The sequence below is a fragment of the Streptosporangium sp. NPDC002524 genome, assembly GCF_040295985.1.
In the GTDB taxonomy this organism is placed as follows: Bacteria; Actinomycetota; Actinomycetes; order Streptosporangiales; family Streptosporangiaceae; genus Streptosporangium.
This window is the reverse complement of record NZ_JBEOWK010000020.1, coordinates 130,772-157,176: the sequence shown is the minus strand read 5'-3', so window position 1 is coordinate 157,176 and position 26,405 is coordinate 130,772. Positions and strand designations below refer to the sequence as shown.

The following is a 26,405-nucleotide window of genomic DNA, read 5'->3' as shown; positions in this document are numbered from 1 at the left end:
GAACCGGTCGCGAACGCGGTCATCACCGGCCCCGGGAGGACTGCAGCTCGGCGCGGAGCGCCGGGGTGAGCACCTGTCCGGCCCTGTCGACGAGCATGGTCATCTGGTACGCCACCAGGCCCATGTCACAGTCGGGGGAGGCCAGCACCGCGAGCACGGAGCCGTCGCTGATCGCCATGACCAGCAGCAGGCCGCGCTCCATCTCGACCACCGTCTGGGTGACGGCGCCTCCCTCGAACACGCGGGAGGCGCCCACCGTCAGGCTGAGCAGGCCCGCCGCGACGGCGGCGAGCTGGTCGGCCCGGTCGGCGGGAAAACCCTCGGAACTGGCGATCCTCAGCCCGTCGGCGGAGACGCACACCGCGTGCGCGACACCTGGCGTGCCGCGGACGAACTCGGTGATCAGCCAGTCGAACCTGCGTGCCTCATGACTCAGGGTCGTCACGAGCCCTCCTCCTCGTCCACCAGGTTCCTGGTGGTGGTATCGACTACTTCGGCGCGGCCCCGCCGTACACCTTGCTGGAAGCTCGACAGACGGCTGCGCACCCTGTCCGGTGACATGGGCGGCACGGGGCTGGACGGCACGGCGGCGGCCGTACCGGGTACGAGATTCGCCTTGGGAGTGCGCTTGGGCAGGCCCGCGGCGGTCACCCCGCCGAGCGCGGGCTCGCTCGCCGCCTGGGCGGCCCGCCACCCGGCGTCGGCGGGGGTGTTCCAGCTGTCCTGTTCGGCCACCGCCCTCACCTGCTCTCTCTCCTGCGGCGTGTCGTGGGCCGGCATGCCGGTCGGGGGCGTCGGCCTCTCCCCCCACGCCGCGTCGGGGGACTCGCCCTCCGATCCCGAGGACGCCGCCCCTCCTGACAATCCGCCCGCGGCCGAGGCCTCGCCCGCCTCCCCCGCCCGGCGGAACCAGGCGGACTCGATCGAGGCGAAGATCGGCAGGTACTCCTCCTGCTCGGTCTCCAGCGGGGAGACCCCCACCGCGGGCATCGCCCCCACCGCGGTGTCCTCGTACGAGGACTGGCTCCAGGCGGAGAGCTCGGGGGCGGAGATGCCGCCGTTGCCGTTGCCGTTCACCTGCCGCTTGGGCAGCGGCGGGCCGCTCCCGGCCGGGGCGCCGGGAGCGCCCGCCGGGGCCTGCGGGGCGCCGAACGGCGGGGTGGATCCGAACGCGGGCGCCTCCACGGACGCCTGCCCGAACGAGCTCTGCCCGAACGAGGGCTGCCCGTACGACGCCTGCCCGAAGGGGTTCGACCCGAACGGGGACTGTCCCTGCTCGAACGAGGGGTGGGTGTGCCCGAACCCGGGCTGGGGCTGGCCGTACGAAGGCTGCTGAACGGACGGGCGACCAGCGGACGTCTGGGCGAAGAGGTCCTGCGAGGGAGCCTGCTCGGTTCCCCAGGAGGGCGTCTGCACCGGCTGGACCGCCTGGACGACGAGCTCCGGCGGGAACAGGACCATGGCGACGAGACCGCCGCCCTCCTGCGGGCGCAGCTGGACGCGGATGCCGTGGCGCAGCGCCAGGCGGCCGACCACGAACAGGCCCATGCGCCGCGACACCGAGACGTCGACGACGGGCGGGTCCGCCAGCCTGCGGTTCGTCTCGACGAGCTCCTCGTGGGTCATGCCGATGCCCGGGTCGCTCACCGCGAGCAGCGCGCCGCCGCCCTCGATCACGCTGCTGGAGACCACGACCTGGCTGGCCCGGGGCGAGAACTGGATGGCGTTCTCCACCAGCTCCGCGACGAGGTGCACGATGTCGTTGGCGGCGCTGCCCGCGACCGAGATGGTGCGGTGCACCTTGACCTGGACCCGCTCGTAGTCCTCGACCTCCGACAGGGAGGCGCGGACGACGTCGACGAGCTTGGCCGGCTGGCTCCGCCTGCGGGTCGGCTCGTGACCGGCGAGGACCAGGAGGTTCTCGGAGTTTCGGCGCATGCGGGTGGCCAGGTGGTCGAGCCTGAACAGGTCGGCCAGGCGGCCGCCGTCCTCCTCGCCCTTCTCCAGTCCGTCGATCAGCGAGATCTGCCGCTCGACCAGGGTCTGCGTGCGCCGCGACAGGTTGACGAACATCGCGCTGATGTTGGACCGGAGCTCGGACTCCTCGGAGGCGAGACGCACGGCCTGCCGGTGGACCTCGTCGAAGGCCTTGGCGACCTCCCCGATCTCGTCGCTGGTGTCGACCGAGATGGGATCGACGTCGGGCGCGCGGGTGTCGCCGGAGACCCGGAGGCGTCGCACGATCTCGGGGAGCCGGAAGCTCGCGACCTCCAGCGCCTCGGCGCGCAGGCGGCGCAGCGGCGACACCATCGAGCGGGCGATGACGACGGTGAGGCCGAGCACCAGCAGGAGCAGGAGCAGGATCAGCCCGGCGGTGACGATCGCGTTGCGCTGCTCGGCGTCCTCCAGGTCCCTGGCCCGGGTGACCACGTCACCGGCGACCTGGGTCTCGACCTTCCGCATCCGGTCGAGGACGACGGTGTTGTCCGAGAACCACTGCTTGACCTCGTTGAAGTCGGACAGCAGCCGCCCGGTGCGCGCGGGGTTGCTCGCGAGCACGATGACCCTGGCCTTGGTCAGCTCGGCCCGGTGGACCCTCTCGTCGATCAGGGAGGTGACGAGGAGCTGGGCGTTGTCCGGGCTCGACTCGACACCGAAGTCCGCCTCGTACTCGTCCATGCGGGAGCGGGAGGCGATGAACTTCTCGATCTCCTGCGGGTTGATCAGCGAGGGCGCGTAGTAGCCGGCCAGCAGCCGGGCGCGCTGCTTGGAGACCTCCTCCTTGGCGTACGCCAGGGCGCTGAGCGCGCGGGTGTTGCCGATGATCTCCGGGTCGTCGCTGACCAGCGTGAGCTCCTCGTGGAGCGTGAGCAGCGGGGCGATCATGGAACTGTACCGTTCCACACGGGCGATGCCCGGCAGTCCGCGCAGCTCGGGGAGGCCCTCCAGCTGGTAGCCCACGTTTCTCGCCGCCTCGACGACCCGGGCGCCGTAGGAGTCGTCGATCGCCTGGACTTCCAGCCGTACCTTCTTGACCAGCGCGTCCACGGTCTTCCGCTGCGCGTCGGAACTCTCCTTCAAGCCTTTGTTCGAAGGCTGGAACGACGACCACGCGCCTCGGTCACGTTCCAGGCCGAGCGCCTGGGCGAGGTCGCGGAGACCGCCCGAGTACTCCGCCGCGGCGGCGGTCCGCTGGTATCCGGCCACACTGTCCACGGAGGCCACCACGCGCGTGCCGGCGAGCACGACACCCACCGCCGTGGGCACCAGGATCAGGGCCGTCAGGCGCGAACGGACCCGCCAGTTTTTCAGGCCGAACCGGGCGGCAGGCCGCTTGCCACGGTCGGGTGCCGAAGCACCTCCGCTTTCGGATGTCGCCGTAGTCACCGCTCTCGCTACCCCTCAATCACGACACAAGTGGACAACATCAGACCACAAGGTCATGGAAAAGAATCAGCAAAACCGACATAGCGACTTTAATCGTTACGTAGGTGACGAGGGACCGCTACTGTTACCGGAGGGCAGCAAGCACCTGATCACGCACCTGCGCCCGCTGGACCTCGTCGGTCAGCGGGCGGCCGGCTCTGTCGACCACATAGAAGACGTCCACCGCCTCTGCGCCGAGAGTCTCCACACGGGCGGCCCGCACGTCAAGGCCACATTCACCAAATGCTCTACCAATCCGCCACAAAAGCCCCGGACGGTCGTGGGCGCGCACCTCGACGACGGTCGCGGTGTTGGACGCGTCGTCCACCAGGTTCACCCTCGGCGGCGCCACCGGCACCCGGGCCGGGCGCATCGACCTGGTCCTCCTGGCCAGGCGTTGCTCGATGTCGAGGCGGCCGGCCAGGACCAGGCGCAGGTCGGCCTCCAGGGTCGCGGGGTCGGGCGGCGAGCCGTACTCGGGCACGACCGAGAACTCGATGACGGCGGTCGCCCCCGCGGAGGCCGCCGACGCCGCGCGGACCACCATCCGGTGCGCGGCCAGCACCCCGGCCGCGCGCCAGAGCAGCCCGGCGCGGTCGGGCGCGACCACGGTGACCGCTCCCCCGTTGACGCGCACGGCGCCGCCGCCGTGCCGGGCCAGGGACGCCTGCTCCACCGAGAGCGAGGGCGCGGGGCGCAGCGGGGTCCCCGAGAGCGCCGAACGGACCCGGCGTACCAGGTCGGCGACGAGCGAGGCCTTCCACGAGTTCCAGGCGGCGGGCCCGGTGGCGTGGCCGTCGGCCACGGCGAGGGCCGCCAGCAGTTCGAGGACCTCGCGCGAGCCGACGGCCTCGGCCACCCGGGAGATCGTCACCGGGTCGTCCAGGTCGCGGCGGGTGGCCGTCTCGGGCAGCAGCAGGTGGTGGCGGACCACGGTCTCCAGGATGTCGACGTCGGCCGGGGGCAGGCCCATCCGGGCCCCGATGTCACGGGCGACGACGGCTCCGGTGGTGGAGTGGTCGCCGGGGTATCCCTTGCCGATGTCGTGCAGGAGCGCCGAGATGAGCAGCAGGTCGGGGCGCGAGACCTCGCGGGTGAACGAGGCGGCCCCCGCGGCGGCCTCGATCAGGTGCCGGTCGACGGTGTAGCGGTGCACCGGGTTGCGCTGCGGGCGGTGCCGCACCCGCTCCCAGTCGGGCAGCAGCCGGACCAGCACCCCCGCCTGGTCGAGCTCCTCCCAGACCGGCACGGCCGCGCGGCCGGCGCCCAGCAGCGCGACCAGCGCGTCACGCGCCTCGTCCGGCCAGGGCACGGGCAGCGGCGGCGACTGCGAGGCCAGCGCGGTGACCGTCGCGGGCGCCAGCGGCAGCCCCGCCTCGGCCGCGGCGGCGGCGGCGCGCAGCACCAGGACCGGGTCCTTGCGCGGGTTCACCCCGCGGGCGAGCACGACCTCCCCGCCGTGCTCGACGACGCCGTCGGCGAGCGGGCGGCGGCCACGGGGGGTGGGGCCGGTCAGCAGCCGGTCGACGGTGCGCCAGGTGGCGTCGAAGGCGTGCCCGATCGTCCTGGCGGCCTCGGCGAGCCTGCGCATCAGCGCCTCGGCGTCGAGCAGGCCGAGCATCCCGGCGACCGCGTCCTGCTCCTGGAGCACCAGCCTGTCGGCGCCGCGGGCGGTCACCAGGTGCAGGCCGTGCCGGATGTCGAGCAGCAGCTCGTACGCCTCGCGGACCCGGGGGCCGGGCGCCGAGGCGACCCAGGCCGCCGCCACGGCCTGCATCGCCTGCACGTCGCGGATGCCGCCGCGCGAGTCCTTGAGGTCGGGTTCGAGCAGGAACGCGAGCTCGCCGCTCGCCTCCGCCCGCTTGTCGGCGGCGTCGCGCAGCTCACCGAGGCGGCGCCGGGAGTCGGCGCGCCACTCGGCGAGCACGATCTCGCGCGCCGAGCGGGTGAGCTCCGGGTCTCCCGCCACGTGCCGCGCCTGGATCAGGCCGAGGACCGCCTTGAGGTCCTCCCTGGCGACCTTGGCCGCCTCGTCCACCGTCCGCACCGAGTGGTCGAGGCCGACCCCGGAGTCCCAGATCGGGTACCAGATGCGGTCGGCGACGCGCGCCACGTCCTCCCGCCCGTCGTGGAGCAGGACCAGGTCGAGGTCGCTGCCCGGCGCGAGCTCGGAGCGTCCAAGGCTCCCGACCGCGACGAGCGCGACTCCACTGAGGGCGCCGCGCTCGTCGTTTCTCGTCGTTCCCCCGTTGGTCCCGTACGGCGTACCGACCGCGGTGCGGACCAGGTCCGTCAGCCAGCGGTCGATGTCCGCGGCCCGTTCCTTACGGGCCGCGGCGTACGAGCGCGTGTCGCCTCTCACCGGTTAGAGCGCCTCAGGTCCGCGTTCTCCGGTGCGGACGCGGACGACCGTGTCCACCGGAACGGACCAGACCTTGCCGTCACCGATCTTGCCGGTCTGCGAGGCCTTGACGATGACGTCGATGACGTCCTCGGCGTCCTCCTCCTCGGCGAGCACTTCGAGGCGGACCTTGGGCACCAGGTCGACCTGGTACTCGGCGCCGCGGTAGACCTCGGTGTGACCGCGCTGGCGGCCGTAACCGCTGGCCTCGCTGACCGTCATTCCCTTGACCCCGAACTGCTCCAGGGCCGCCTTCACGTCATCGAGCTTGAACGGCTTGATGATCGCTGTGATGAGTCTCATGCGTCCACCTTCTTAGACGCCGGGGTGGGGGCCGGACCGTTGACGGCGGCCACACCCGAGGAGTGAATGGTGCCGAGGTCGTAACCGGTCTCGGCGTGGGAGGTGATGTCGACGCCCGTGACCTCTTCCTCGGCGCCGATCCGGAAGCCCATCGTCTTGTCGATGATCTTAGCGATGATCCACGTGACGATGAAGGAGTAGGCGCCGACCGCGACCGGGCCGAGAACCTGCAGACCCAGCTGCTTGAGCCCGCCGCCGTAGAAGAGGCCGGTGCTCTGCTGCTCCAGGAACGGGTAGGCGGAGATGAAGCCCAGGGAGACGGCGCCGATCACACCGCCGACCAGGTGCACGCCGACCACGTCGAGGGAGTCGTCGTAGTTGAGCTTGTACTTCAGGCCCACCGCGTAGGCGCAGACCGCACCGGCGACGAGGCCGAGGAGGAGAGCCGCCCAGGGGTCCACGAAACCACAGGCCGGGGTGATGGCGACCAGACCGGCGACGGCGCCGGAGGCGACACCGAGGCTGGTGGCGTGACCGTCGCGGAGCTTCTCGACCACGAGCCAGGCGCCCGCCGCGGCGGCGGTGGCGATCTGGGTGTTCATGAACGCCAGGCCGGCGGTGCCGTCCACCGCGAGCTCGGAGCCCGCGTTGAAGCCGAACCAGCCGAACCACAGGAGACCGGCGCCGAGCAGGACCAGGGTCAGGTTGTGCGGCCGCATCGGCTCCTTGCGCCAGCCGGCGCGCTTGCCGAGCACGATCGCCAGGGCCAGTGCCGCGGCTCCCGCGTTGATGTGGACCACGGTGCCACCGGCGAAGTCCTCGATGCCGAGGTTGAACAGCCAGCCGTTGCCCCAGACCCAGTGGGCCACGGGGAAGTAGACAACGGTCGCCCAGACGATGGTGAACAGCACCCAGGCGCCGAACTTGGCGCGGTCGGCGATGGCACCACTGATCAGCGCGACGGTGATGATCGCGAAAGTGAGCTGGAAGGCCGAGAACACCAGGCTCGGCATGCCCGTGCCATCGTCCTTGGTGGCGGTGTCGACCAGGCTCTGCAGCCCAAGGGCGTCGAAGCCGCCGATGAACTTGTTGACGAGCTCGCTGCCGTTGTCGGTGAAGGTCAGCGAGTGCCCGTAAAGCACCCATGCGATGGTGACGGTGATGATGCTGACGAACGACATCATCATCATGTTCAGGACACTCTTGGCCCTTGTCATTCCTCCGTAGAAGAACGCGAGGCCAGGAGTCATCAACAGCACCAAGGCGGTGGCTGTGAGCATCCAGGCAGTGGTGCCGCTATCGATCTTCATTCGACGCGACCCTCCCTTACAAATGGCGTGTGGCCGGTTTCACAGTCGCAGTGATCGCTTCCTGGGCTCCATCGACCGGCCGCGCACTGACGTTGCGCCACAGCGTGTTCTTCCACCGTTTCAAGGTGCGACCTTGCGTGTTTCACATCTGTGAATCTCGGCCGCATGGTGTTTCAGACGTGTTTCGGACGCGGTGTGCCATGACTTAGAGATGACCGCAAAAGAGCCCAGGTGGGCCGTGCTTGACCGTTCCCGGGGATATCGGTGCCCCTCCTCCCGGCCGCCGCCACGCCCACCATGTCCCCTCAATCCGGACAAAAAGGTGGGGCCGTAACCCCTGGCCACGGCCGCGCACGGCCTTGATCGACTTCGGCGCCGCTCGCGCCGCGGCGGGCGGGCATTCCGGACGGCCCTCTCAGTCGCGCTCCGGGGATCCAGGCCTCCGGCCTGCGCGGGCACGGTGGTTTCGGGCTCTCTTCCAAGCCGTCCGGAACACCCGCCCGCCTCCGCCGCGCACGCTCCCGCCACACGGCGCGCGACCGTGGCGGCTCACTCTCCGGCCGCCCTGTGAACGGCATGCGGCTGAAGCGATCCGTACGAGACCATTCGGAGCGAGCCGCCGTAACTGAAGCGTTACTTTCGAAAGGAGCGCACGGCGAGCGCCGTGAAAACACGAACCCCACCGTGCCGGCAGCTGGAACGATCCTTCTCATCGCACAATGCGGCCGTACGTCGCGTAACTCTTGAAAAGATCAGCCACAAAACAGCCACTCGGCCTAATTCATCCCATTACGGATGGCCAACGCGTGAAGCTCCGACGGGACCGGTCCCGCGCCGTACCGCATCCCCGAGATCAACGTGGCCACCGCCGGCCGTCGGATCTCCTGAGGAGCGGTCCGCTCGGCCGCGAGCAACGCGGTCACCGCCCGATCCTTGCGACCGAACTGCTCCCAGGCGCGAGCCGTGTCGACACACCAGCGAGCACGGCGCTCAGGGGTGGTGAGCAGGCGATGGTTCACCCCACGGGCGTGATCGAGGGCGACCCCCGGCTCACCGAGGGCGGTATGGATGCCGACCCGGTACACCGCGACGTTCGCGGGCGTCGGGAGCCTCCCCCGCGACGTGGCCTCGGGAAGACGGCCCGCCGCCTGCTCAGCTTCCCCGATCAGATCGAGTGACCGGCCCCTCAGGCCGTTCTGGGCACAGGAGTAGGCGGCGGTGCACAGCAGCGCGGCGTAGACCTGGAGCGTCCGCGGCTCCGGAGTCCCCCTGTCCGTCCCCAGGTCGAGCGCGGTGCGCGTGAGCATGCCGACCGCCCCCTCATGACGCCCCTGGCGCCGCATGGCGATCGCCACGGCCCGGGAGGCCCCGGCGATCGCGAACGGGTCACCCGAGGAGGTGGCCGTGGCGAGAGCCCTGTCGGCGGCCACCCAGGCCATGCCGTCCTGATTGAGCTTGACCGCGAGCTCGCTGGTCAGCATGTAGGCGTCCGCGAGACAAGCGTTCGCCTGTTCCCGCTCCCGCCCTCCCACCTGGGTGAGAGTGGCCTGAGCGGTGGCCGCGACCCGGGGAAGCATGATCGACAGGTCGCCGTACCGGCAGGCGTCGAATGTCGTACGCGCCACGTCGAGAGCCGCGCGCAACTCGGTCATGGTCGCCGGAGTTCCGGCGGTGTCCGTGGTGAGGAACCGTTCGAGACGCTGAGCCATCGTCGCGGCGTCGGCCGCCTCCTGGGGCCCCGCGAGGAGGGCTGCCCCGGTCAGACCGGTGAGCCCGGCGAGAAACCGGCGTCGCTTCACGGCGTCATCCTCCCCTGCCAGGTGAGGTTCAACACTAACGGGCACAGCCGTGGAGCGGGGGTGGACTCTCCGGCCCACAGGGGGATCCTCCAGGGCGGGCGGGGATGACAGCCCCAGCCACGACGGTGGGATGTCAAGCACGCGGGCCAGGATGCGAAGCGTGGTGATGTCGTCCAACGCCTGATGCCCGGTTTCCAGCCGCGAAATCGTCGCGGCCGAGTAACCCGCCAAAACGCCGAGTTCCTGTTGTGTCAAACCTTGGGCACGGCGGGCGAGCCGTACCACTTTCCCGTAGTCGTGCGCGGCGACCGCTTCGCGCATCTGAGGATCCGACACGTCATGCCTTCGCGTCTCCACCATGGGCCACCCGCATCCAGGGAGGGGATCCCATCGTAAGCGGACCGTCACCCTGAGAAGCAGCGCACGCATCTCTTTCCCGCCGATTTTGCAAGGTTCGCAAATGATCTTTCACAGTACGTACAGGCTCTGCCGTTCCGTCGTCACGTGGGATGTCGTAGGAGATGAGCGCCCGATCTCGTCGAGTCGAACGGAGAGCCCTCAATGGCTGACCTCGCTCACCGACCTCCCACGGCCAGCGAACCGGCCGTGCCCCGTCCCGAGCTGATCCATGCGATGGTGGCGATCCGCCCCGGCGGCCTGACCTGGCGCCGAACCTTCCTGGGGCGCCTCGATCAGGCCCCACGGGCCCGCCAGTTCGTCCGTTTCCTGTTGGACGACTCGCCCTGTCGCGAAGACGCCGAGCTGGCCGTCTCAGAACTCGTCAGCAACGCGCTGCGCCACACCGCCAGCGGTAAGGCTCACGGCTCCTTCATCGTCGAGGTCATCCGCAAGACCACGACCGTCCGCGTCGCCGTCTACGACTGCGGCTGGGGTGGAACGCCCAGAACCCGACGGCAACGATTTCCGGCCGGGGACGAGGAGAACGGCCGAGGTCTCATGACCGTGGCGGCCCTGGCCTCCAAAGTCGGGTACCGAGGCACCCAGGCCGTCGGCCACGTGGTGTGGGCGCAGTTCGACCTCACATCCCCGTGACACGGTACGGCGACCCGCCCTGCGCTCCTTTCCGAGGTGGAGCTTCAGCTATGGCGACCCGTACTGAACGGTCCCTTACGGATCGCTTCAGCCGCGCGGAGAACACCGGGCGGCCGGGAAGAAAGCCACTACGGTCCGCACACCACGCATAGGGAGTGAGGGCAGCGGAGGTGGGCGGGTGTTCCGGACGGCTTGAAAAGAGCCCGCGACCATCGCGCCCGCGCAGGCCGGAGGCCTGAATCACCGGAGAGCGACTGGGACGGCCGTCCGGAGCACCCGCCCACCGCAGCGTGAACGGCGCCGGAACCCACCACGATGCAACCGGCGACACGCCACAGCCTGAACACCCGACGCACCGCAGCCTGAACACCCACGGAACCGACCAAGCGTGAACAACGACGAAGCTCACTACAGCGATCGAATCACCACTGCCCGAACAACCATGCAGCCATGAAGCCACCGCAACGACAGGACTCACCAAAAGCCAAACGACCCCGTTGATCCGGCACGGTCCAAACGAAACCGTGCCGGATCACAGGGACTAAGCGGCCGTGGCCATCTTTCGCAGACGGGCCAGGGCGTCGCGCTCGATCCGGCGGGCGCGGTCGCGGCCGATGCCGTAGCGCTCGCCGACCTCGGTCAGCGTGTGCTCGCGGCCGTCCATCAGGCCGTAGCGCCAGCGGAGCATCTCGCGGGTCTGCCCTTCCAGCCCGGTCAGCCACACCTCCAGGCGCTCGCGCTCCAGGATGTCCATCGCCTGCTGCTCGGGATCGGCCCACGTGTCGTCGGCGATCATGTCGCCGAGCTCGGTCTCGTCCTCGTCACCCACGCCCAGCTGCAGGGAGACGGGGTCGGAGGCCCAGCGGCGGAGCTCGCGGACCCGCTCGATGGGGAGTTCGAGCACCGTCGCCAGGTCGGCGTCGGTCGGCTCCTGGTCGAACTCGGCCAGCATGTCGCGGCGGACCCGCATCAGCCTGGTCATCTGCTCGCCCGCGTGGGTGGGCAGGCGCACCGGCCGGGCCTGCTCGTGGATGGCGCGCCCCACCGACTGCCTGATCCACCACGTGGCGTACGTCGAGAACTTGTAACCGCGTTGGTAGTCGAACTTCTCGACCGCGCGGACCAGCCCCAGGTTCCCCTCCTGGACCAGATCGATCAGCGGCATTCCCCGTCCCGAATATTTGCGCGCGACGGCCACCACAAGACGTAGATTGGCCTGGATGAATTCATCCTTGGCCCTCCGTCCGGAAACGGCCAGTCGTTCGAGCTCCTCATCGGCCGCGTCCCCGATCCGCGGCTCCGCCAATCCACCCAGCCCGCCGTCCAGCAACTGCTCAGCGAAGAGACCCGCCTCGATCCGCTTGGCGAGTTCGACCTCTTCCTCCGCGGTGAGCAGGGGCACCCGCCCGATCTCTGCCAGGTAGGTCCCGAGCAGATCTCGATCAGAGACGTGCTGATCCTGCGTCCGATTCCCCGTCGGCCTTGCCATCCGATGGCACCTCGCTCCGCCTGCTTATGACGTGTCCACTCGCTCGCTTGACGCCCCGTGCGCGCAGACACATCGCTTGTCTTTTCAACGGACGTGCCAGGGCAAAGATTCCCTCAAAAAGTACGCCTGGAGAATGGTTTGGAATTCCTCCTCAAGGAGGAGGTTTCCCAGCGTGACACCAAGACTCGCAACCAACCCCCGCAAAGGCGCTCAAACCAGGCGGCGGCCCCGCTTCCACACCTGCGTCACCAGCGGCACCCCCGGCCGGTAGGCGAGATGGACGTACGTGGGTGTGTCCAGAATCACCAGATCACCACTGCTCCCCACCCTCAGCGTGCCCACGTCCCCGCGGCGCAGCGCCCTCGCCCCGCCGTACGTGGCGGCCCTGATCGCCTCCAGCGGCGTCATCCGCATCTCGCGGACCGCCAGCGCCACGCAGAACGGCATGGAGGAGGTGAAGGAGGAACCCGGGTTGCAGTCGGTGGCCAGCGCGACCGTCACCCCGGCGTCCAGCAGGCGGCGGGCGTCCGGGTAGGGCGAGCGGGTGGAGAACTCCGCGCCGGGCAGCAGGGTGGCCACCACGCCCGACGACGCCAGCGCCGAGACGTCGTCGTCGCTCAGGTGGGTGCAGTGGTCGGCGGAGGCCGCGCCCACCTCGGCGGCGATCCGCACCCCGGGCCCCTCGCCCAGCTGGTTGGCGTGGATCCGGGGCAGCAGCCCCGCCTTCACCCCGGCGAGGAGGATCTCCTTGCTCTGGTCGGCGTCGAAGGCCCCGCGCTCGCAGAACACGTCGACCCACCGGGCGTGCGGCGCGCAGGCCTCCAGCATCTCCCCGGTGACGGTGCGGACGTACTCGTCGGCCGAGGAGGCGTCGGGGGGTACGACGTGCGCGCCCAGGTAGGTGGTCTCCTCGGTGAACCCCCGCGCGATCTCCAGTGACCGGCGCTCGTCGCCGACCGTGAGGCCGTAGCCGCTCTTGATCTCGACCGTGGTCGTCCCCTGGGCGAGCATCTCGGCGACCAGCCCGGCGGTGCGCGTCACGAGCTCGGCGTCGGAGGCGGCGCGGGTGGCCGACACCGTCGTACGGATGCCCCCCGCCGTGTACGGGCGGCCCGCCATGCGGGCGGCGAACTCGGCCGTGCGGTCGCCCGCGAAGACGAGATGGGCGTGGCTGTCGACGAAGCCCGGGATCACGCAGCGCCCGTCCACGTCCACCCGCTCGTCGGCGGACGGGGCCGCGCCGGCGGGTCCCACCCACACCACCTCGCCGCCCTCGACGACGAGCGCCGCGTTCTCGATCTCCTCCCGCGCGCGGTCGCCCGTGTAGAGCAGGCCGATGCGATCGAAAAGGGTGCTCGTCACCGGCCGGACCTCGCTCGTCATACCGGCTTCTCCTCTCACCGGCCGGTCCCCGCCCTTCATACCGACTCCCCCTCTCGCGCCGAGGCGATCGCCTCGGCGAGCATGGTGCCCACGTCGCCGAGGGCGTGCCTGCCGCCGACGACCACGTGGCGCCCGCCGGACACCACGGAGTGCACGTCGGCGGCCGTGGCGGCGAAGACCACGGTCTCGGCCAGGTGCGCGGGCGCGGCTCCGGCCGTACGGACCGAGTCGAGGCGCACCGACACCAGGTCCGCCCACGCGCCCGGGACGAGCATGCCCGCGCCGGCGAAGCCGAGCGAGTCGTGCCCGGCTGCGGTCGCGGCGTTCAGGAGCTCGGCGGCCGACCAGTGGCCGCGCCGCTCGGTGGCGAGCCGCTCGTCCAGCTCGACCGCGCGGGCCTCCTCGAACAGGTCGACGACCGCGTGGCTGTCGGAGCCGAGCGTGATGGGCGCGCCCGCCTCGAACAGCCTCCTGGCGGGTCCGATGCCGTCGGCGAGGTCGCGTTCGGTCGTCGGGCACATGCACACGCGCGTGCCGGAGCTCCCGAGCAGCGCGACGTCCACGTCCGACAGGTGCGTGGCGTGCACGGCGGTCGAGCGGGGGCCGAGCGCGCCGTGCGCCTCCAGCAGCTGGACCGGGGTCGCGGCGTAGGCGTCCACGCAGGCGGCGTTCTCCGCGCGCTGCTCGGAGACGTGGGCGTGCAGCGGGACCCCGTGCCGCCGGGAGAACTCGGCGACCACCGGGATCTGCTCGGCCCTGACCGCGCGGACCGAGTGCACGGCCACGCCGATCTCCACGTCCCGCTCGCCCCGGTACCCGGCCGCGAGCGTCTCGGCACGCCCGGCCCACCCGTCGACGTCCCGGTCGCCGAACCGCCGCTGCACGCCGCTCAGCGGGGTGCCGACGCCGCCGGTCAGGTAGCAGGCGTCCAGCAGCGCGATGCGCAGCCCCGCCTCCCGCGCGGCCTGGACGAGCGCGTGCCCCATCGCGTTCGGGTCGTCGTACGGCCTGCCGTCCGGCCCGTGGTGCAGGTAGTGGAACTCCCCCACGCAGGTGATCCCGGCCAGCGCCATCTCGGCGAACGCGGCCCTGGCGAGCCCGAGGTAGGAGTCGGGGTCGAGCGTGCCCGCCACGCCGTACATCCGCTCGCGCCAGGTCCAGAAGCTGCCCTTCTCGCGCTGCGTCACCCCGCGCAGGGCCCGGTGGAAGGCGTGGGAGTGCGCGTTGGCCAGCCCGGGGAGGGTGAGCCCGGCGAGCCGGACGGCTCCGCCGGGCGGGGCCGCCACGCCGGTGACGATCTCGGTGATCAGGGTGTCGTCGACCTTGACGAGCACCCCCGCGACGACCTCGCCCGGTGGCAGCCAGGCCAGCTCGCACCAGTAGCTCAGCTCCCGCACAGGTCCTCCACAACGGCGGCGAGGGCGGTGACCCCGGCGTGGCAGTCGGCCCTGTCCGCGTGTTCCTCCGGAGAATGAGAGATGCCCGTCGGATTGCGGACGAACACCATCGCACTGGGCACACCCGCGGACGCGAGGATGCCCGCGTCGTGCCCGGCGCCGGTCGGCAGGACGGGCGCGCGCCCGGCCGCCGCCCCTGCCCCGTTCCCAGTCGCGTTCCCGGCCGTGTTCCCGGCCGCTTTCCCCGTGGCGGCAGCGTTCCCGGCCGTGTTCCCAGCCGTGTTCCCAGCCGTGTTCCCGACCGCGTTACCGACCGAGGCGGCGGCCGCGACCCGCTCCCGCAGGACCGCGTCGAAGTCGACGACCGGGGTCCACGACTCGACGGTCACCTCGGCGCCGGAGAAGTCGGTCAGCTCGCCGACCAGCGCCCTGACCGCGTCCTCGTCGCCGCCCCTGGCGTCCAGCCAGGCGCTGACCAGGCCGGGGACGGCGTTGGCGTTGTTGGGCGACACGCGTGTCTTGCCGAAGGTGGCGACCACGCCGTTGCGCTCGGCGGCCTGGCGGGCGTGCAGGACGGTACGGGCGAAGGGCAGCATCGGGTCGTCGCGGTCGGCCAGGCGGGTGGTGCCCGCGTGGTTGGCCTGGCCGTGGAAGTCGAACCGCCAGCGGCCGTGCGGCCAGATGGCCGAGGCGACGCCGACCCGGGCGTCCCGGTGGACCAGGTCCTGGCCCTGCTCGACGTGGAGCTCGACGAAGACGCCGATGTGCCGCAGGGTCTCCTCGTCCCGGCCGAGGCCGCCGGGGTCGCGCCCGGCCCCGCGCAGCACCTCGGCCAGCGAGTCGCCCTCGTCGTCCTTCAAAGCGCGTGCCCTGTCGGGGTCGAGGATCCCGGTCAGCAGGCGCGAGCCGACGCACGGGACGCCGAACCTGGCGCCCTCCTCGTCGGTGAAGCAGGCGATCCCCAGGGGACGCGCGGGCCGGAAGTCCCTGGCCCGCAGCAGGTCGAGGGCGGCGAAGGCCGACACGACGCCGAGCGGGCCGTCGAAGGCGCCGCCCTGCCGCACCGAGTCGAGGTGGCTGCCGGTGACCACGCCTGGCCTGGCGGACGGGTCGCCCCACCAGGCCCACAGGTTGCCGTTGCGGTCCTCCCTCAGGTCGAGGCCGCGTCTGGCGGCCTCCTGCCCGAACCACCGCCGGAGTTCCAGATCCGCGGGCGACCACGCGTCGCGCAGGTAGCCCCGGGTCCGGCCGTCACGTCCGAGGTGCTCTATGGCACCCCACATCTCGTCGAACACCCTCCCATTATGTGAATGACTCCATTCATTGGCGAGCCCGCCGCACCCTCGATCCTGCCGACCCCCTCAGGCGCCGCCGCACCCTCGGTCCCGTCCCGCTCAGGCGTCGTCCTCCCGGCCCACGGCCCACGGCCCACGGCCCACGGCCCCCTGGCCCCCTGGCCCCCGGCAAACGTGGACCCCGCCGGTCCGTCGTACCCGCTCTCAGTTCGGGGGGCCGGCGGCGGGACGTACGGTGATCTCGGTGATGTGGGCGTCGGGGGACGCGGTCAGGGCCGTCAGCGCCAGCCGGGCCACCGAGTCCGGGTCGAGATACCTCTCCGGCTGGTAGGGGCCGCCCTCGCGGTCCCGTACCCCGCGCTGCATGTCGGTGGCGACCCGTCCCGGGTAGAGCGTGGTGACCTGGAGCTCGGGCTCCTCCAGACGGAGCCCGTCGGCGAAGGCGCGCAGCGCGTGCTTGCTGGCCGCGTAGGAGACCCAGTTGGGGTTGGCCCGCTGTCCCGCCCCGGAGTTGATCAGCACCACGTGGCCGCGCGCCGCGCGGAGCGCGGGCAGCAGCAGCCGGGTCAGCTCGGCCACCGCGATCACGTTGACCTCCATCGTGCGCCGCCACACCTCGGCCGGGGTCTCCTCGATCCGTCCCAGGGTCACCACGCCCGCGCTGTGCACCAGTACGTCGAGCCGGTCGACGCCGGCGACGTCGGCCTCCGTGACGGCGGTGAGCTCCACCGGCCAGGGCCGCGCCGAGGCGCCGGGCAGGCCGGAGACCGTCGCGGCCAGCGCCTCGGTGTCGCGCCCGCCGAGCAGCAGGTCGTGCGTGGGAGCCAGGGCCCGGGCGATCGCGGCGCCGACCCCTCGGGAAGCGCCGGTGACCAGCGCGCTGGGGCGTACGGACATGACAATCACCTTACTCCGGGCGGAAATCCCTCACTCGGGGCGGAACGTCTCCGGCCCGGGACGCCCCATGATCTCGCACGCTTGACACGTACTCAAACTTGAATACAAACTTGAGTATGTCTTCCACCCGGACCCTGCTCCTCGGCGTGCTGCTCGACGGCCCGCTGCACGGCTACGAGGTACGGCGCCGCCTCGAACTGTGGGGCGCCGACAGCTGGGCCAACGTGGCCTACGGCTCGATCTACCACGGCCTGGCCAAGATGGCCGAGGAGGGACTGCTGGAGATCGTCGAGCAGGGCAGGGGCGGCAGGACGGTCTACGGCATCACCGAGGCGGGACGCGCCGACTTCGGCCGGCAGCTGACGAACAGCTGGTGGTTCGTGAAGCCGATCGTCGACCCCTTCCAGGTCGCGCTCACCTTCATGGACCGTCTTCCCCCGGCCGACCTGGTCAACGCCATGGAGGCGAGGGCCGAGCAGCTGCGGGCGTCCATCTCGATGATGCGGCGCGCGCTGGGCGGCAAGCAGGGCTACGGAGCACCCCGGCACATCGACGAGTGCCTCCAGCTCAACATCCGCCAGTTCCAGGCGCAGCTCGACTGGATCGAGGAGTCGGTCCCCGACGTCAGGGCCGGAAAACTGCCCTGAGCCCTGCCCCGGGCCGCATGCTCGGCAGGCCGCGGACGGGCCCGACCTCACCCGTCCACGGAAACTCGTTCACGGAAAAACCGTCTGAGGACCGCTTCGGGCCGCGTGCCGGAACACCGGCCGCTCCCTGAGCCTTCCGGGAATCGCCGGGCCGGAAAGAGGATCCCCGGCCCGGAAACCCGGTCGAGACTCCGCCACCGTTCCCCCGTTCCCCGAACCTTTCCGTACCCCCGACGACGGAGGATCATGATCATCGAAGCGCACGACCTGCGCAAGACCTTCACCACCAGGCGCGGCAGGGACAGCCCCCGGGAGGTCGAGGCCGTCAAGGGCGTCGACCTGTCCGTCGCCGAGGGCGAGATCTTCGCCTTCCTCGGCCCGAACGGCGCGGGAAAGACCACCACGATCCGGATGCTCGCCACCCTCGTCACCCCGACCTCCGGCACCGCCCGGGTGGCGGGCCACGACGTGGTCACCGAGGCCGCCCGGGTTCGGGAGAAGATCGGCTACGTCGGCCAGGGCGGCGGCGTGGACGAGAACTCCCCCGGCCGCGAGGGCCTCGTCCTCGCCGCCAGGATCGGCGGCATGTCCCGCGCGCGGGCGAGGGCGCGCAGCGAGGAGCTCCTGGCCGCGTTCGACCTGGCCGAGCTGGCCGACCGTCCCGTACGGACGCTGTCCGGCGGGCAGAAGCGCAGGTTCGCCCTCGCCGTCGGCCTGGTCAACCACCCGCCGCTGTTCTTCCTCGACGAGCCCACCACCGGCCTCGACCCGCAGAACCGCGCCAACCTGTGGGACGAGGTGCGCTCCCTGCGCGAGCGGGGCACCAGCGTGCTGCTGACCACCCACTACCTGGAGGAGGCCGACGCGCTCTGCGACCGGCTGGTCATCATCGACCACGGACGCGTCGTCGCGGAGGGCACCCCCGCCGAGCTCAAGAAGGAGGTCGCGGGCGACGTCGTCACGCTCCGCCTCGACCGGGCCGCCGAGGCGCGGGCGCTCCTCGGCGCCGAGCCGTACGTCAGGGAGGTCCGCGAGGAGGAGGACGTCCTGCGCGCCTACCTCGACGACGGGGAGCACAACCTGCCCGCCCTGCTCCGCGCCCTGGAGGCCGGAGGGCTGCCGATCCGGTCGATCTCCCTGGACCGGGCCACGCTCGACGACGTGTTCCTGCGCCACACCGGCCGTTCCCTGCGCGACGCGAACTGAACGCCCCGAACACCCCGAACCGGACGACCCGAACGACGAGGACCTCCCGTGCTCCGACACACGACGCTGTTCCTGGGCTACGAGCTCAGGGCCACCCTGCGCAACCCCGTCTGGCCGCTGTTCGGCCTGATGCAGCCCGTCCTGTACCTGCTCCTCTTCGCCCCGCTGGTGGCCAACACCACCGCGGGCGGCACCATGGGCGACACGCTGCGGATGTTCACGCCCGGCGTGATGATGATGATCGCCCTGTTCGGCTCGCTCTTCGTGGGCTTCGGCATGATCAACGAGATCCGCAACGGCTACCTGGAGCGGCTCGCGGTCAGTGCCGTCTGGCGCCCCGCGATCGTGCTGGGCCGCACCCTGCGCGACATGATCGTGCTGGTCGTCCAGGCCCTGCTGGTGATCGCGCTGGCCACGCTGATGGGCATGCGGGCCAGCCTGCCGGGGCTCGCGCTCATGCTGGTGCTGATGGCCGCGACCGGGCTGCTCGCCTCCGGCCTGTCGTACGGCATGGCGCTGGCGCTGCGCGACGAGAACGGCATGTCGCAGATCATGCAGTTCTTCGCGATGCCGCTGATCCTGCTCACCGGCATCATGCTGCCCATGTCGCTCGCCCCCGACTGGATGCGGGCGGTCGCGCAGTTCAACCCGCTCTACCACGCGGTCGAGGCGGGGCGGGCGCTGTTCGACGGCGACTTCTCCGACGGCTCGATCCCGCTGGCCTTCGGGCTCATCCTGGTCCTGTCCGCGATCAGCCTGCGCTGGTCGGTCAGCTCGATGAAACGGCTCGCCGGATAGGCCCCGTCCCATCCCGTGACGGCGCTTGGCGGGACTCCCGCGCCGTCAGTCGAGCTGCTCGGTGAAGATCCCGGCCTGGTCGGTCATCCGCTCGTACTCCTCCAGGCGGGCCTGGGTGCGCAGCGGCGCCGCGTCGGCCATCGCCTCCACCAGCACCATCGCCAGGGCGAGCGGCGCCGCGTGCGAGTCGAAGACCAGCCGCTCACCGACGGGGGCGGCCAGCACCACGTCGGCCGCGAAGGGCACGTCCCGCCGGTCGGTGATCACCGCCGTACGCAGGCCGAGGTCGCGTGCCCCGCGCAGGGCCTGCACGGCCTCGGCCGGGTAGCGGGGCAGGAGCACCGCGACCAGCCAGCCCGCCCCGGCCCGGCGCGCGGCGTACAGGCCGTCGGCCAGCTCCGAGCCGCCGTGGGTGAGCAGGCGGACGTCGGGGTGGATGCGGCGCGCGAAGTAGGCGAACGTGGTGGCCAGCCCGCTCGACACCCGCAGGCCCAGCACCGGCAGGGGCTCGGATCCCGCAAGGCCGGCGCCCAGCTCCGACAGGTCGGAGGGATCGCTCAGCGTGTCGCGCACGCTCCGCAGGTTGTCGATCTCCACGTCGATCGCGGTCTGCAGGTCGTTGGCCCGCGACGGTTTCCTGCCGCCCACGACGAGGGGCCGCAGCGCCTGCCTGAGCTCGGGGTATCCCGCGAAACCGAGCACCACCGCGAACCTCGTCACCGACGGCTGGCTCACCCCGGCCCGCTCTGCCAGCTCCACGCTGGACAGGAAGACGGCCTCGGACAGATGGTCGCCCAGGTAGCGCGCGATCCGCCGCTGCACGGGTGACAGCCGCCGCCCCTCCAACAGCCGATCGAGTCCGTCACCCACGCCCCCTCCAACCGCTCGAAGACCCACGAGCACTCCCCTCCCCCGTCCCGCCCCGTTGTCGTTCATACACCCGGACCGGAGGAAGCGAGCGGCGCCCAGCGGATTCGTCCCCCGGAATCGGGACACGGCACGCGAATCAGCACCCGTTCGAACCGGTGGAAAGGCGGGTGTCCCCGATCAGGACGCGCACCGGGCCGGAGCCCGCATGTCCCCGGCCGGGACGCGTGCCGCCCGGGACTCGCGTGCCCCCGGTCACCGTCGGGCCGGTGAGGACTCGCGAGCCCCGGTCACGGCACGCGTCCTGACGGGACGCGCATGCTCCGGTCACGGCACGCGTTTCGCCGAGATTCGCGAGCCCGGCCGCGGCGCGTCAGGACTCGCGCATCGGGATGCGCACGCCTCGTTCCTCGGCCACGGTGACGGCCTCGTCGTATCCGGCGTCGACGTGGCGGATGACACCCGTGCCCGGGTCGTTGGTGAGGACCCGGTTGAGCTTCTCGGCGCTGAGCCTGGTGCCGTCGGCCACGGTGACCTGCCCGGCGTGGATGGAGCGGCCGATGCCGACGCCGCCGCCGTGGTGGATGGAGACCCACGCGGCGCCGGAGGCGACGTTGAGCATCGCGTTCAGCAGCGGCCAGTCGGCGATCGCGTCGGAGCCGTCGGCCATGCCCTCGGTCTCCCGGTACGGGCTCGCGACGCTTCCGCAGTCGAGGTGGTCGCGGCCGATCACCAGCGGGGCCTCGATCTCTCCCGAGGCCACCATGTCGTTGAACCGCTCCCCGGCCAGGTGGCGCTCGCCGTACCCGAGCCAGCAGATGCGGGCGGGCAGTCCCTGGAAGTGGACCTTCTCCCCGGCCAGCCGGATCCACCGGGCGAGCGGCTCGTTGTCGGGGAACAGGTCCAGGATCGCGCGGTCGGTCTTGGCGATGTCGGAGGCGGCGCCGGAGAGCGCGGCCCAGCGGAACGGGCCCTTGCCCTCGGAGAACAGCGGCCGGATGTAGGCGGGCACGAAGCCGGGGAAGTCGAACGCGCGGGTGTAGCCCGCGAGCCGCGCCTCGCCCCGGATCGAGTTGCCGTAGTCGAAGACCTCGGCCCCGGCGTCCTGGAAGCCGACCATCGCCTCCACATGGGCGGCCATCGCCTCGCGGGCCCTGCGGGTGAAGCCCGCCGGGTCCTTCTCCCGCTCGCCGGCCATGTCCTCGAAGGCGACGCCGATCGGCAGGTACATCAGCGGGTCGTGGGCGGACGTCTGGTCGGTGACGACGTCGATCTCGGCGCCCCTGCGCAGCAGCTCGGGCACGACCTCGGCCGCGTTGCCCTCGACCCCGATGCTCAGCGGCCTGCGCTGGTCACGGGCCTCGTACGCCAGGCGCAGCGCCTCGTCGAGGTCGGCGGCGCGGACGTCCAGGTAGCGGTGCTCGATCCGCCGGTCGATCGACCTGGGGTCGCAGTCGACGCAGATCACCACGCCGCCGTTCATGGTCACGGCGAGCGGCTGGGCGCCGCCCATGCCGCCGAGCCCGGCGGTCAGCGTGATCGTCCCGGCGAGGCTCCCGCCGAACCTCTTGGCGGCCACGGCCCCGAAGGTCTCGTAGGTGCCCTGCAGGATGCCCTGGGTGCCGATGTAGATCCAGGAACCGGCCGTCATCTGCCCGTACATGGTCAGCCCGGCGGCCTCCAGGCGCCGGAACTCCTCCCAGTTGGCCCAGTCGGGCACCAGGTTGGAGTTGGCGATGAGCACCCGGGGGGCCCACTCGTGGGTGCGGAACACCCCGACGGGGCGGCCCGACTGCACCAGGAGCGTCTCGTCGCCCTCCAGGGTGGTCAGGGTACGGGTGATCGCGTCGAAGGAGCGCCAGTCGCGGGCGGCCTTGCCCGAGCCGCCGTAGACGACGAGCTGTTCCGGATGCTCGGCGACCTCGGGATCGAGATTGTTCTGGATCATGCGGAGTGCCGCCTCCTGCGGCCACCCCTTGGCGGTGAGCGTGGTACCGCGCGGCGCGCGCACGATCCGGCTGCCGGACATGCCCGACCTCCCCCTCAGGAATGAATGAACGTATTCATATTTGGTCACCCGGAGGCTACAGGTCAACCCGGGAAGGGGGGTGTCGCGGGCAGCGCGCCCACGACACCCCCGGTGGTGGCCGTAACGATCGTCACGCCCCGATCCTCGTCCCGCACGGACGGGACCGGGTGATCGAATGCGGCGAGCGCCCGAACGGCGCTCCGACGCGAAGGAGAGGCTTCGCACAGGCGGGGATGCCCGATTCACCGGACGGCGAATCAGCCCCCCGTCCCGGTGTCCGATTTATTCCTTTATGGACGATATGAATTTACCCAACCGAGCCAGTGACCGCAGGGTCGGCTGGGCAACGGGAACCGGGCGACGGCCCCGGCGGGTGCCGGAGCCCGTCCCCCTGCTCCCCTGCTCCCCGGCTCCCTCGGCTCCCTCGGCTCCGTCGGCTCCGTCCAGGCAGGCGACCGGAACCGCGTGAGGCTCTAGGTGGGCAGCAGGAACTGGGTCGTGGCCAGCTCCCGGTAGAGGGCGTCGTCGGCGAGCAGCTCGTCGTGGGTGCCCACGGCCCGTACCCGGCCAGCCTCCATCACCACGATCCGGTCGGCCCCCGCCACGGTGGAGAGGCGGTGGGCGATCACCAGCACGGTCGTCTCCGCCGCCACCTCCGCGATCACCTCGCGGAGCCGCAGCTCGTTGACCGCGTCGAGCTGGGAGGTCGCCTCGTCGAGCAGCAGGAGCCGGGGGCTGCGCAGCAGGGCGCGGGCGATGGCGACCCGCTGGCGCTCGCCGCCGGAGAGCATGATGCCCCGGTGGCCGACCCGGGTGTCCAGCCCCTCGGGGAGCCGGGAGACCAGGTCCTCCAGGCGGGTGCGGGCGAGCACCCGCCAGATGTCTGCCTCCGCCACGCCCGGCGCGGCGAAGACGAGGTTCTCCCTGAGTGTGCCGTCCAGCACCGGCGCGTCCTGCTCGACGTAGCCGAGGCAGGCGCGCAGCTCGGCGAGCGGCCAGTCCGCGATGTCGCGGCCGTCGATCGCGATCGTCCCGCCCTGCTGCTCGTAGAACCGCTCCAGCAGGGCGAAGACCGTGGACTTCCCCGCCCCCGAGGGACCCACCAGGGCGGTCAGCCCGCCCGCGAGCACCTCGAAGGAGACGCCGTCGTGGACGACCGGCCTGTCGTCGCCGTACCGGAAGGCGACGTCCTCGAAGACGACCCCGGCCGGGGCGCTGCCGACCTCGTACGCCACGCCGTCCGCCTCCTCGGCGGGCAGCTCCTCGATCTCGCGGATCCGCTTCACCGCGGCCAGGCCGTTCTGCACCTGGGTGAAGCCGTTGACCAGCTGGCCGATGGGGGCGACCAGGTAGAACAGGTACAGCAGGAAGGCGATCAGCGAGGAGACCTCCAGCGAGCCCGAGGAGACCCGCGCGCCGCCCACGCCGAGCACGGCCACGAAGGCCAGCTGCGCGGACACCCACGCCGAGACGCCGGCGATCGAGGTCAGCCACGCGACGGCGATCCCGCGGTCGCGCGCCTCGCGGGCCGCCTCGCCCACCGCGGCGATCTCCCGCTCCTCGGCACCGCTGGCCTTGACCGTGCGGAACGCCTGGAGCACCCGGTCGAGGACGGCGCCCATCTCACCGACCGCGACCTGCGCCTGCAGCGAGGCGCGCCGGATGCGGGGCATGATCAGGCTGACGAACCCGCCGACCACGACCAGCACTCCCAGCGTGATGAGCAGCAGCAGCCCGTCGATGACCGCCATCATCACCACGGCGCCCACGAGCATGAAGAGCGAGCTGACCGTCTCGACCACGCCGTTGGTGAACACCGCCCGCAGCAGCGTGGTGTCGGAGGTCACCCGGGACATCAGGTCGCCCGGCTTGAGCCGGTCGACCTCGGACACCCGCAGCCGCAGCATCCGGTCGACGAGGGTACGGCGGGCGGAGAAGACGATGCCCTCGCCCATCCGTTCCAGCACGTAACTGCCCAGCGCGCCGATCGCCGCGCCCAGGAGCACGGCGGCGGTCAGGCCGAGCACCGGGCCGAGCAGGGAGCGCTGCTCGCCGAAGGCGTCGATGACCGTCTTGGCCAGGAGCGGCATCGCCAGCCCGGCCAGCGAGCCGACGAGGCTGAGCGCCCCGCCCAGCAGCAGCGCCCTGCGGTGCGGCTTGATGTACGCGGCCAGCAACCGCCAGGACGCGGTTTCCCGCCCCGCTTTCCCCGGCCCCGTCTCCCCGGATCCCGTGTCGTCCGGGCTCCCCGGCACCGTGTCGTCCGGCACCGTGTCGTCCGGCAATGTGACCCCCGGCAATGTGACCCCCTCAGAAACGACGTGGCCGGCCTCCGGCCGCTTTTCCTGTCTACCGCGCATGCGTCCGTCTCGGGCGTCTCGCCCTGTTACGAAGCGGAACATCGGTGATGTCAACATAAGTTGACGCCACCGACACTGTCAACCCCGGTTGACCCGAAGGGGTCGTACCGGGCGTACCGAGGACGTGGAGAAGGCAGGGGAGAAGGCGGCCGGAAATCACCGCGTCCGGCGGCAATCCGGGGAGGGCACGGCGGCGAATGGGGAGACGAGGAACCCGGCCGGATCCTTCCGTACCCCCGTACCCACGGCCGGTCACACCGTGACCGGCGGCCGAAAGGACCAACTGACATGGAGCTCCGGATCAACCGGCGCGCCCTGGTCGGCATGGGCGTCATAGGGGCGTTGACCGCTTCCTCGTTCGTCCTGCTCAGAGCCGAGACCGGCACCGCCTCGTCGCACCGCGAGGCGCCGATGATCGCGGGTGACCCCCGCAACGACAACACGGACGTGTACGCGTTCGTCAGTCCCGACAAGCCCGACACCGTCACGCTGCTGGCCAACTTCATCCCGTTCGAGGAGCCGAACGGCGGCCCGAACTTCTATCGGTTCGACACCAACTCCCGCTACAACATCAAGATCGACAGCAATGGCGACGCCAGGCCCGACGTCGTCTACCAGTGGACGTTCCGCGACGAGGACCGGCGCGGCAACGGCACCTTCCTGTACAACAACGGCCCCATCACCTCGCTGAACGACAAGAACCTGCTGTTCAGGCAGCGCTACAAGCTCACCAGGAGCACCGCCCACGGCACCAGGACCCTCGTCGCGAACGGCGTCGTCGCGCCGAGCAACACCGGCCCGGCCTCCGTCCCCGACTACGGCAAGCTCCGTGCCCAGGCCGTCAAGAAGCTGCCCGGCGGGGGCAGCGTCTTCGCCGGGCAGTCGGACGAGGCGTTCTTCGCCGACCTGCGGGTCTTCGACCTGCTGTACGGCGGCGACCTGTCCGAGGTCGGCCAGGACACGCTCAAGGGCTACAACGTGCACAGCCTCGCCCTCCAGCTGCCCAAGGACGAGATCGCGCTGCGCGGCGACCCGAAGCGCAACCCCGTCGTCGGCGTCTGGTCCACCGTCGACAAGTGGAGCCCGAAGGGCTACGTCCAGGTCTCCCGCCTGGGCCAGCCGCTGGTCAACGAGGTCGTGGTCCCGGCCGGGCTGAAGGACGCCTTCAACGCCCTGCCGCCGGACCAGGACGCCGGGGTCCCCGCCGTCGTCAAGCGCGTCACCGAACCCGAGGTGCCCAAGCTCCTGGAGGCCATCTACGGTCTCAAGGCGCCGAAGACGCCCCGCAACGACCTGGTCGAGATCTTCCTCACCGGCATCGCCAAGGAGAACGGCCCGATCAAGGCCGACCTCAACTCGCAGAGCCTCAACAAGGACGCCGGGAAGCTGCGCCCGTCGGAGATGCTGCGGCTGAACATGGCGATCCCGCCCGCCGCGACCCCGAACAGGCTCGGCGTGCTCGCCGGAGACCTGCAGGGCTTCCCGAACGGCCGCCGCCTCGGCGACGACGTGATCGACATCGCCCTGCAGGCGATGGCGGGCGCCGCCCAGACGGGCAAGCTCGTCGACGCGCTGGCCGCGGGCGACAAGGTCGACGCCAACGACAAGCCGTTCGGCACGGTGTTCCCGTACATCCCGCTGCCGGGCAACACGTCGGTGAACGCGAGCTGACCGCGAGGGCGCGGCGCCCGGCTCTCCCGGGCGCCGCGCCCCCGGGCCCCCGGGCCCCCGGGCCCCCGGGCCCC

The 26,405-nt window shown here is 71.3% G+C and carries 19 protein-coding genes; 5 read left to right on the top strand and 14 right to left on the bottom strand.

From position 1 onward, the window contains the following. Positions 1-22 precede the first annotated feature (22 nt). The 6 genes from ABT053_RS30790 to ABT053_RS30765 form a co-directional block, all read right to left on the bottom strand. On the bottom strand, positions 23-445 hold the full coding sequence (locus ABT053_RS30790) for a roadblock/LC7 domain-containing protein (protein ID WP_386155655.1): 423 nt from the start codon (positions 443-445) through the stop codon (positions 23-25). Next, positions 442-3,267, bottom strand: coding sequence for a nitrate- and nitrite sensing domain-containing protein (locus ABT053_RS30785; protein ID WP_350973673.1), 2,826 nt, complete (start codon positions 3,265-3,267; stop codon positions 442-444). Before ABT053_RS30785 ends, ABT053_RS30790 begins: the two co-directional genes overlap by 4 nt. Positions 3,268-3,511: 244 nt before the next feature. Beyond that, positions 3,512-5,788 carry a [protein-PII] uridylyltransferase gene (locus tag ABT053_RS30780; RefSeq protein WP_350973672.1) on the bottom strand — a complete coding sequence of 759 codons (2,277 nt, stop codon included), beginning with the start codon at positions 5,786-5,788 and terminating at the stop codon, positions 3,512-3,514. Between the two features lie 3 nt (positions 5,789-5,791). Further along, positions 5,792-6,130 (bottom strand): P-II family nitrogen regulator, encoded by a 339-nt coding sequence (locus tag ABT053_RS30775; RefSeq protein WP_329091194.1) that lies wholly within the window; start codon positions 6,128-6,130, stop codon positions 5,792-5,794. Next, on the bottom strand, positions 6,127-7,440 hold the full coding sequence (locus ABT053_RS30770; protein WP_350973670.1) for an ammonium transporter: 1,314 nt from the start codon (positions 7,438-7,440) through the stop codon (positions 6,127-6,129). Before ABT053_RS30770 ends, ABT053_RS30775 begins: the two co-directional genes overlap by 4 nt. Positions 7,441-8,216: 776 nt before the next feature. After that, entirely contained in the window at positions 8,217-9,560 is a 1,344-nt protein-coding gene (locus ABT053_RS30765) for a helix-turn-helix domain-containing protein (RefSeq protein WP_350973668.1), read from the bottom strand. Positions 9,561-9,800: 240 nt separating this feature from the next. Between ABT053_RS30765 and ABT053_RS30760 the strand changes: the two genes are divergently transcribed. Continuing rightward, positions 9,801-10,292 (top strand): ATP-binding protein, encoded by a 492-nt coding sequence (locus tag ABT053_RS30760; RefSeq protein WP_350973667.1) that lies wholly within the window; start codon positions 9,801-9,803, stop codon positions 10,290-10,292. A gap of 541 nt (positions 10,293-10,833) precedes the next feature. Here ABT053_RS30760 and ABT053_RS30755 read toward each other — a convergent pair. The 5 genes from ABT053_RS30755 to ABT053_RS30735 all read right to left on the bottom strand — a co-directional run bounded on the left by ABT053_RS30755 (position 10,834) and on the right by ABT053_RS30735 (position 16,753). Continuing rightward, complete coding sequence (locus tag ABT053_RS30755) at positions 10,834-11,781, bottom strand: sigma-70 family RNA polymerase sigma factor (protein WP_350973665.1); 948 nt, start codon at positions 11,779-11,781, stop codon at positions 10,834-10,836. 210 nt (positions 11,782-11,991) lie between these two features. Then, positions 11,992-13,164: an imidazolonepropionase gene (hutI, locus tag ABT053_RS30750; protein ID WP_350973663.1), complete on the bottom strand. Its 1,173-nt coding sequence runs from the start codon at positions 13,162-13,164 to the stop codon at positions 11,992-11,994. Positions 13,165-13,199: 35 nt separating this feature from the next. Further along, the gene (locus ABT053_RS30745; protein ID WP_350973661.1) at positions 13,200-14,561 is read right to left on the bottom strand and encodes a formimidoylglutamate deiminase; all 1,362 of its coding nucleotides are present in this window, start codon (positions 14,559-14,561) and stop codon (positions 13,200-13,202) included. Continuing rightward, positions 14,549-15,844 carry an allantoate amidohydrolase gene (locus tag ABT053_RS30740; protein ID WP_350973695.1) on the bottom strand — a complete coding sequence of 432 codons (1,296 nt, stop codon included), beginning with the start codon at positions 15,842-15,844 and terminating at the stop codon, positions 14,549-14,551. Before ABT053_RS30740 ends, ABT053_RS30745 begins: the two co-directional genes overlap by 13 nt. Positions 15,845-16,060: 216 nt before the next feature. Then, positions 16,061-16,753 (bottom strand): SDR family oxidoreductase, encoded by a 693-nt coding sequence (locus tag ABT053_RS30735; protein WP_350973659.1) that lies wholly within the window; start codon positions 16,751-16,753, stop codon positions 16,061-16,063. Positions 16,754-16,869: 116 nt separating this feature from the next. Between ABT053_RS30735 and ABT053_RS30730 the strand changes: the two genes are divergently transcribed. The 3 genes from ABT053_RS30730 to ABT053_RS30720 all read left to right on the top strand — a co-directional run bounded on the left by ABT053_RS30730 (position 16,870) and on the right by ABT053_RS30720 (position 19,404). Beyond that, positions 16,870-17,400: a PadR family transcriptional regulator gene (locus ABT053_RS30730; protein WP_350973657.1), complete on the top strand. Its 531-nt coding sequence runs from the start codon at positions 16,870-16,872 to the stop codon at positions 17,398-17,400. A gap of 246 nt (positions 17,401-17,646) precedes the next feature. Next, the gene (locus tag ABT053_RS30725) at positions 17,647-18,606 is read left to right on the top strand and encodes an ATP-binding cassette domain-containing protein (RefSeq protein ID WP_350973655.1); all 960 of its coding nucleotides are present in this window, start codon (positions 17,647-17,649) and stop codon (positions 18,604-18,606) included. 48 nt (positions 18,607-18,654) lie between these two features. Continuing rightward, positions 18,655-19,404, top strand: coding sequence for an ABC transporter permease (locus ABT053_RS30720; RefSeq protein WP_350973654.1), 750 nt, complete (start codon positions 18,655-18,657; stop codon positions 19,402-19,404). A 45-nt stretch (positions 19,405-19,449) separates the two neighbouring features. On the opposite strand, the gene ABT053_RS30715 is transcribed toward ABT053_RS30720, so the two are convergent. From ABT053_RS30715 to ABT053_RS30705, 3 genes are all read right to left on the bottom strand, one after another. Further along, positions 19,450-20,274, bottom strand: a complete 825-nt coding sequence (locus ABT053_RS30715; RefSeq protein WP_350973652.1) for a MurR/RpiR family transcriptional regulator — start codon at positions 20,272-20,274, stop codon at positions 19,450-19,452. Positions 20,275-20,644: 370 nt separating this feature from the next. Beyond that, positions 20,645-22,300, bottom strand: coding sequence for a urocanate hydratase (hutU, locus tag ABT053_RS30710; protein WP_350973650.1), 1,656 nt, complete (start codon positions 22,298-22,300; stop codon positions 20,645-20,647). Between the two features lie 473 nt (positions 22,301-22,773). Then, positions 22,774-24,585, bottom strand: coding sequence for an ABC transporter ATP-binding protein (locus ABT053_RS30705; RefSeq protein ID WP_350973648.1), 1,812 nt, complete (start codon positions 24,583-24,585; stop codon positions 22,774-22,776). A gap of 363 nt (positions 24,586-24,948) precedes the next feature. Here ABT053_RS30705 and ABT053_RS30700 point away from each other — a divergent pair, with 363 nt between their 5' ends. Continuing rightward, a complete protein-coding gene (locus ABT053_RS30700) occupies positions 24,949-26,331 on the top strand; it encodes a DUF4331 domain-containing protein (RefSeq protein ID WP_350973646.1) in 1,383 nt (460 codons plus the stop codon). The last annotated feature ends 74 nt before the right edge of the window (positions 26,332-26,405 follow it).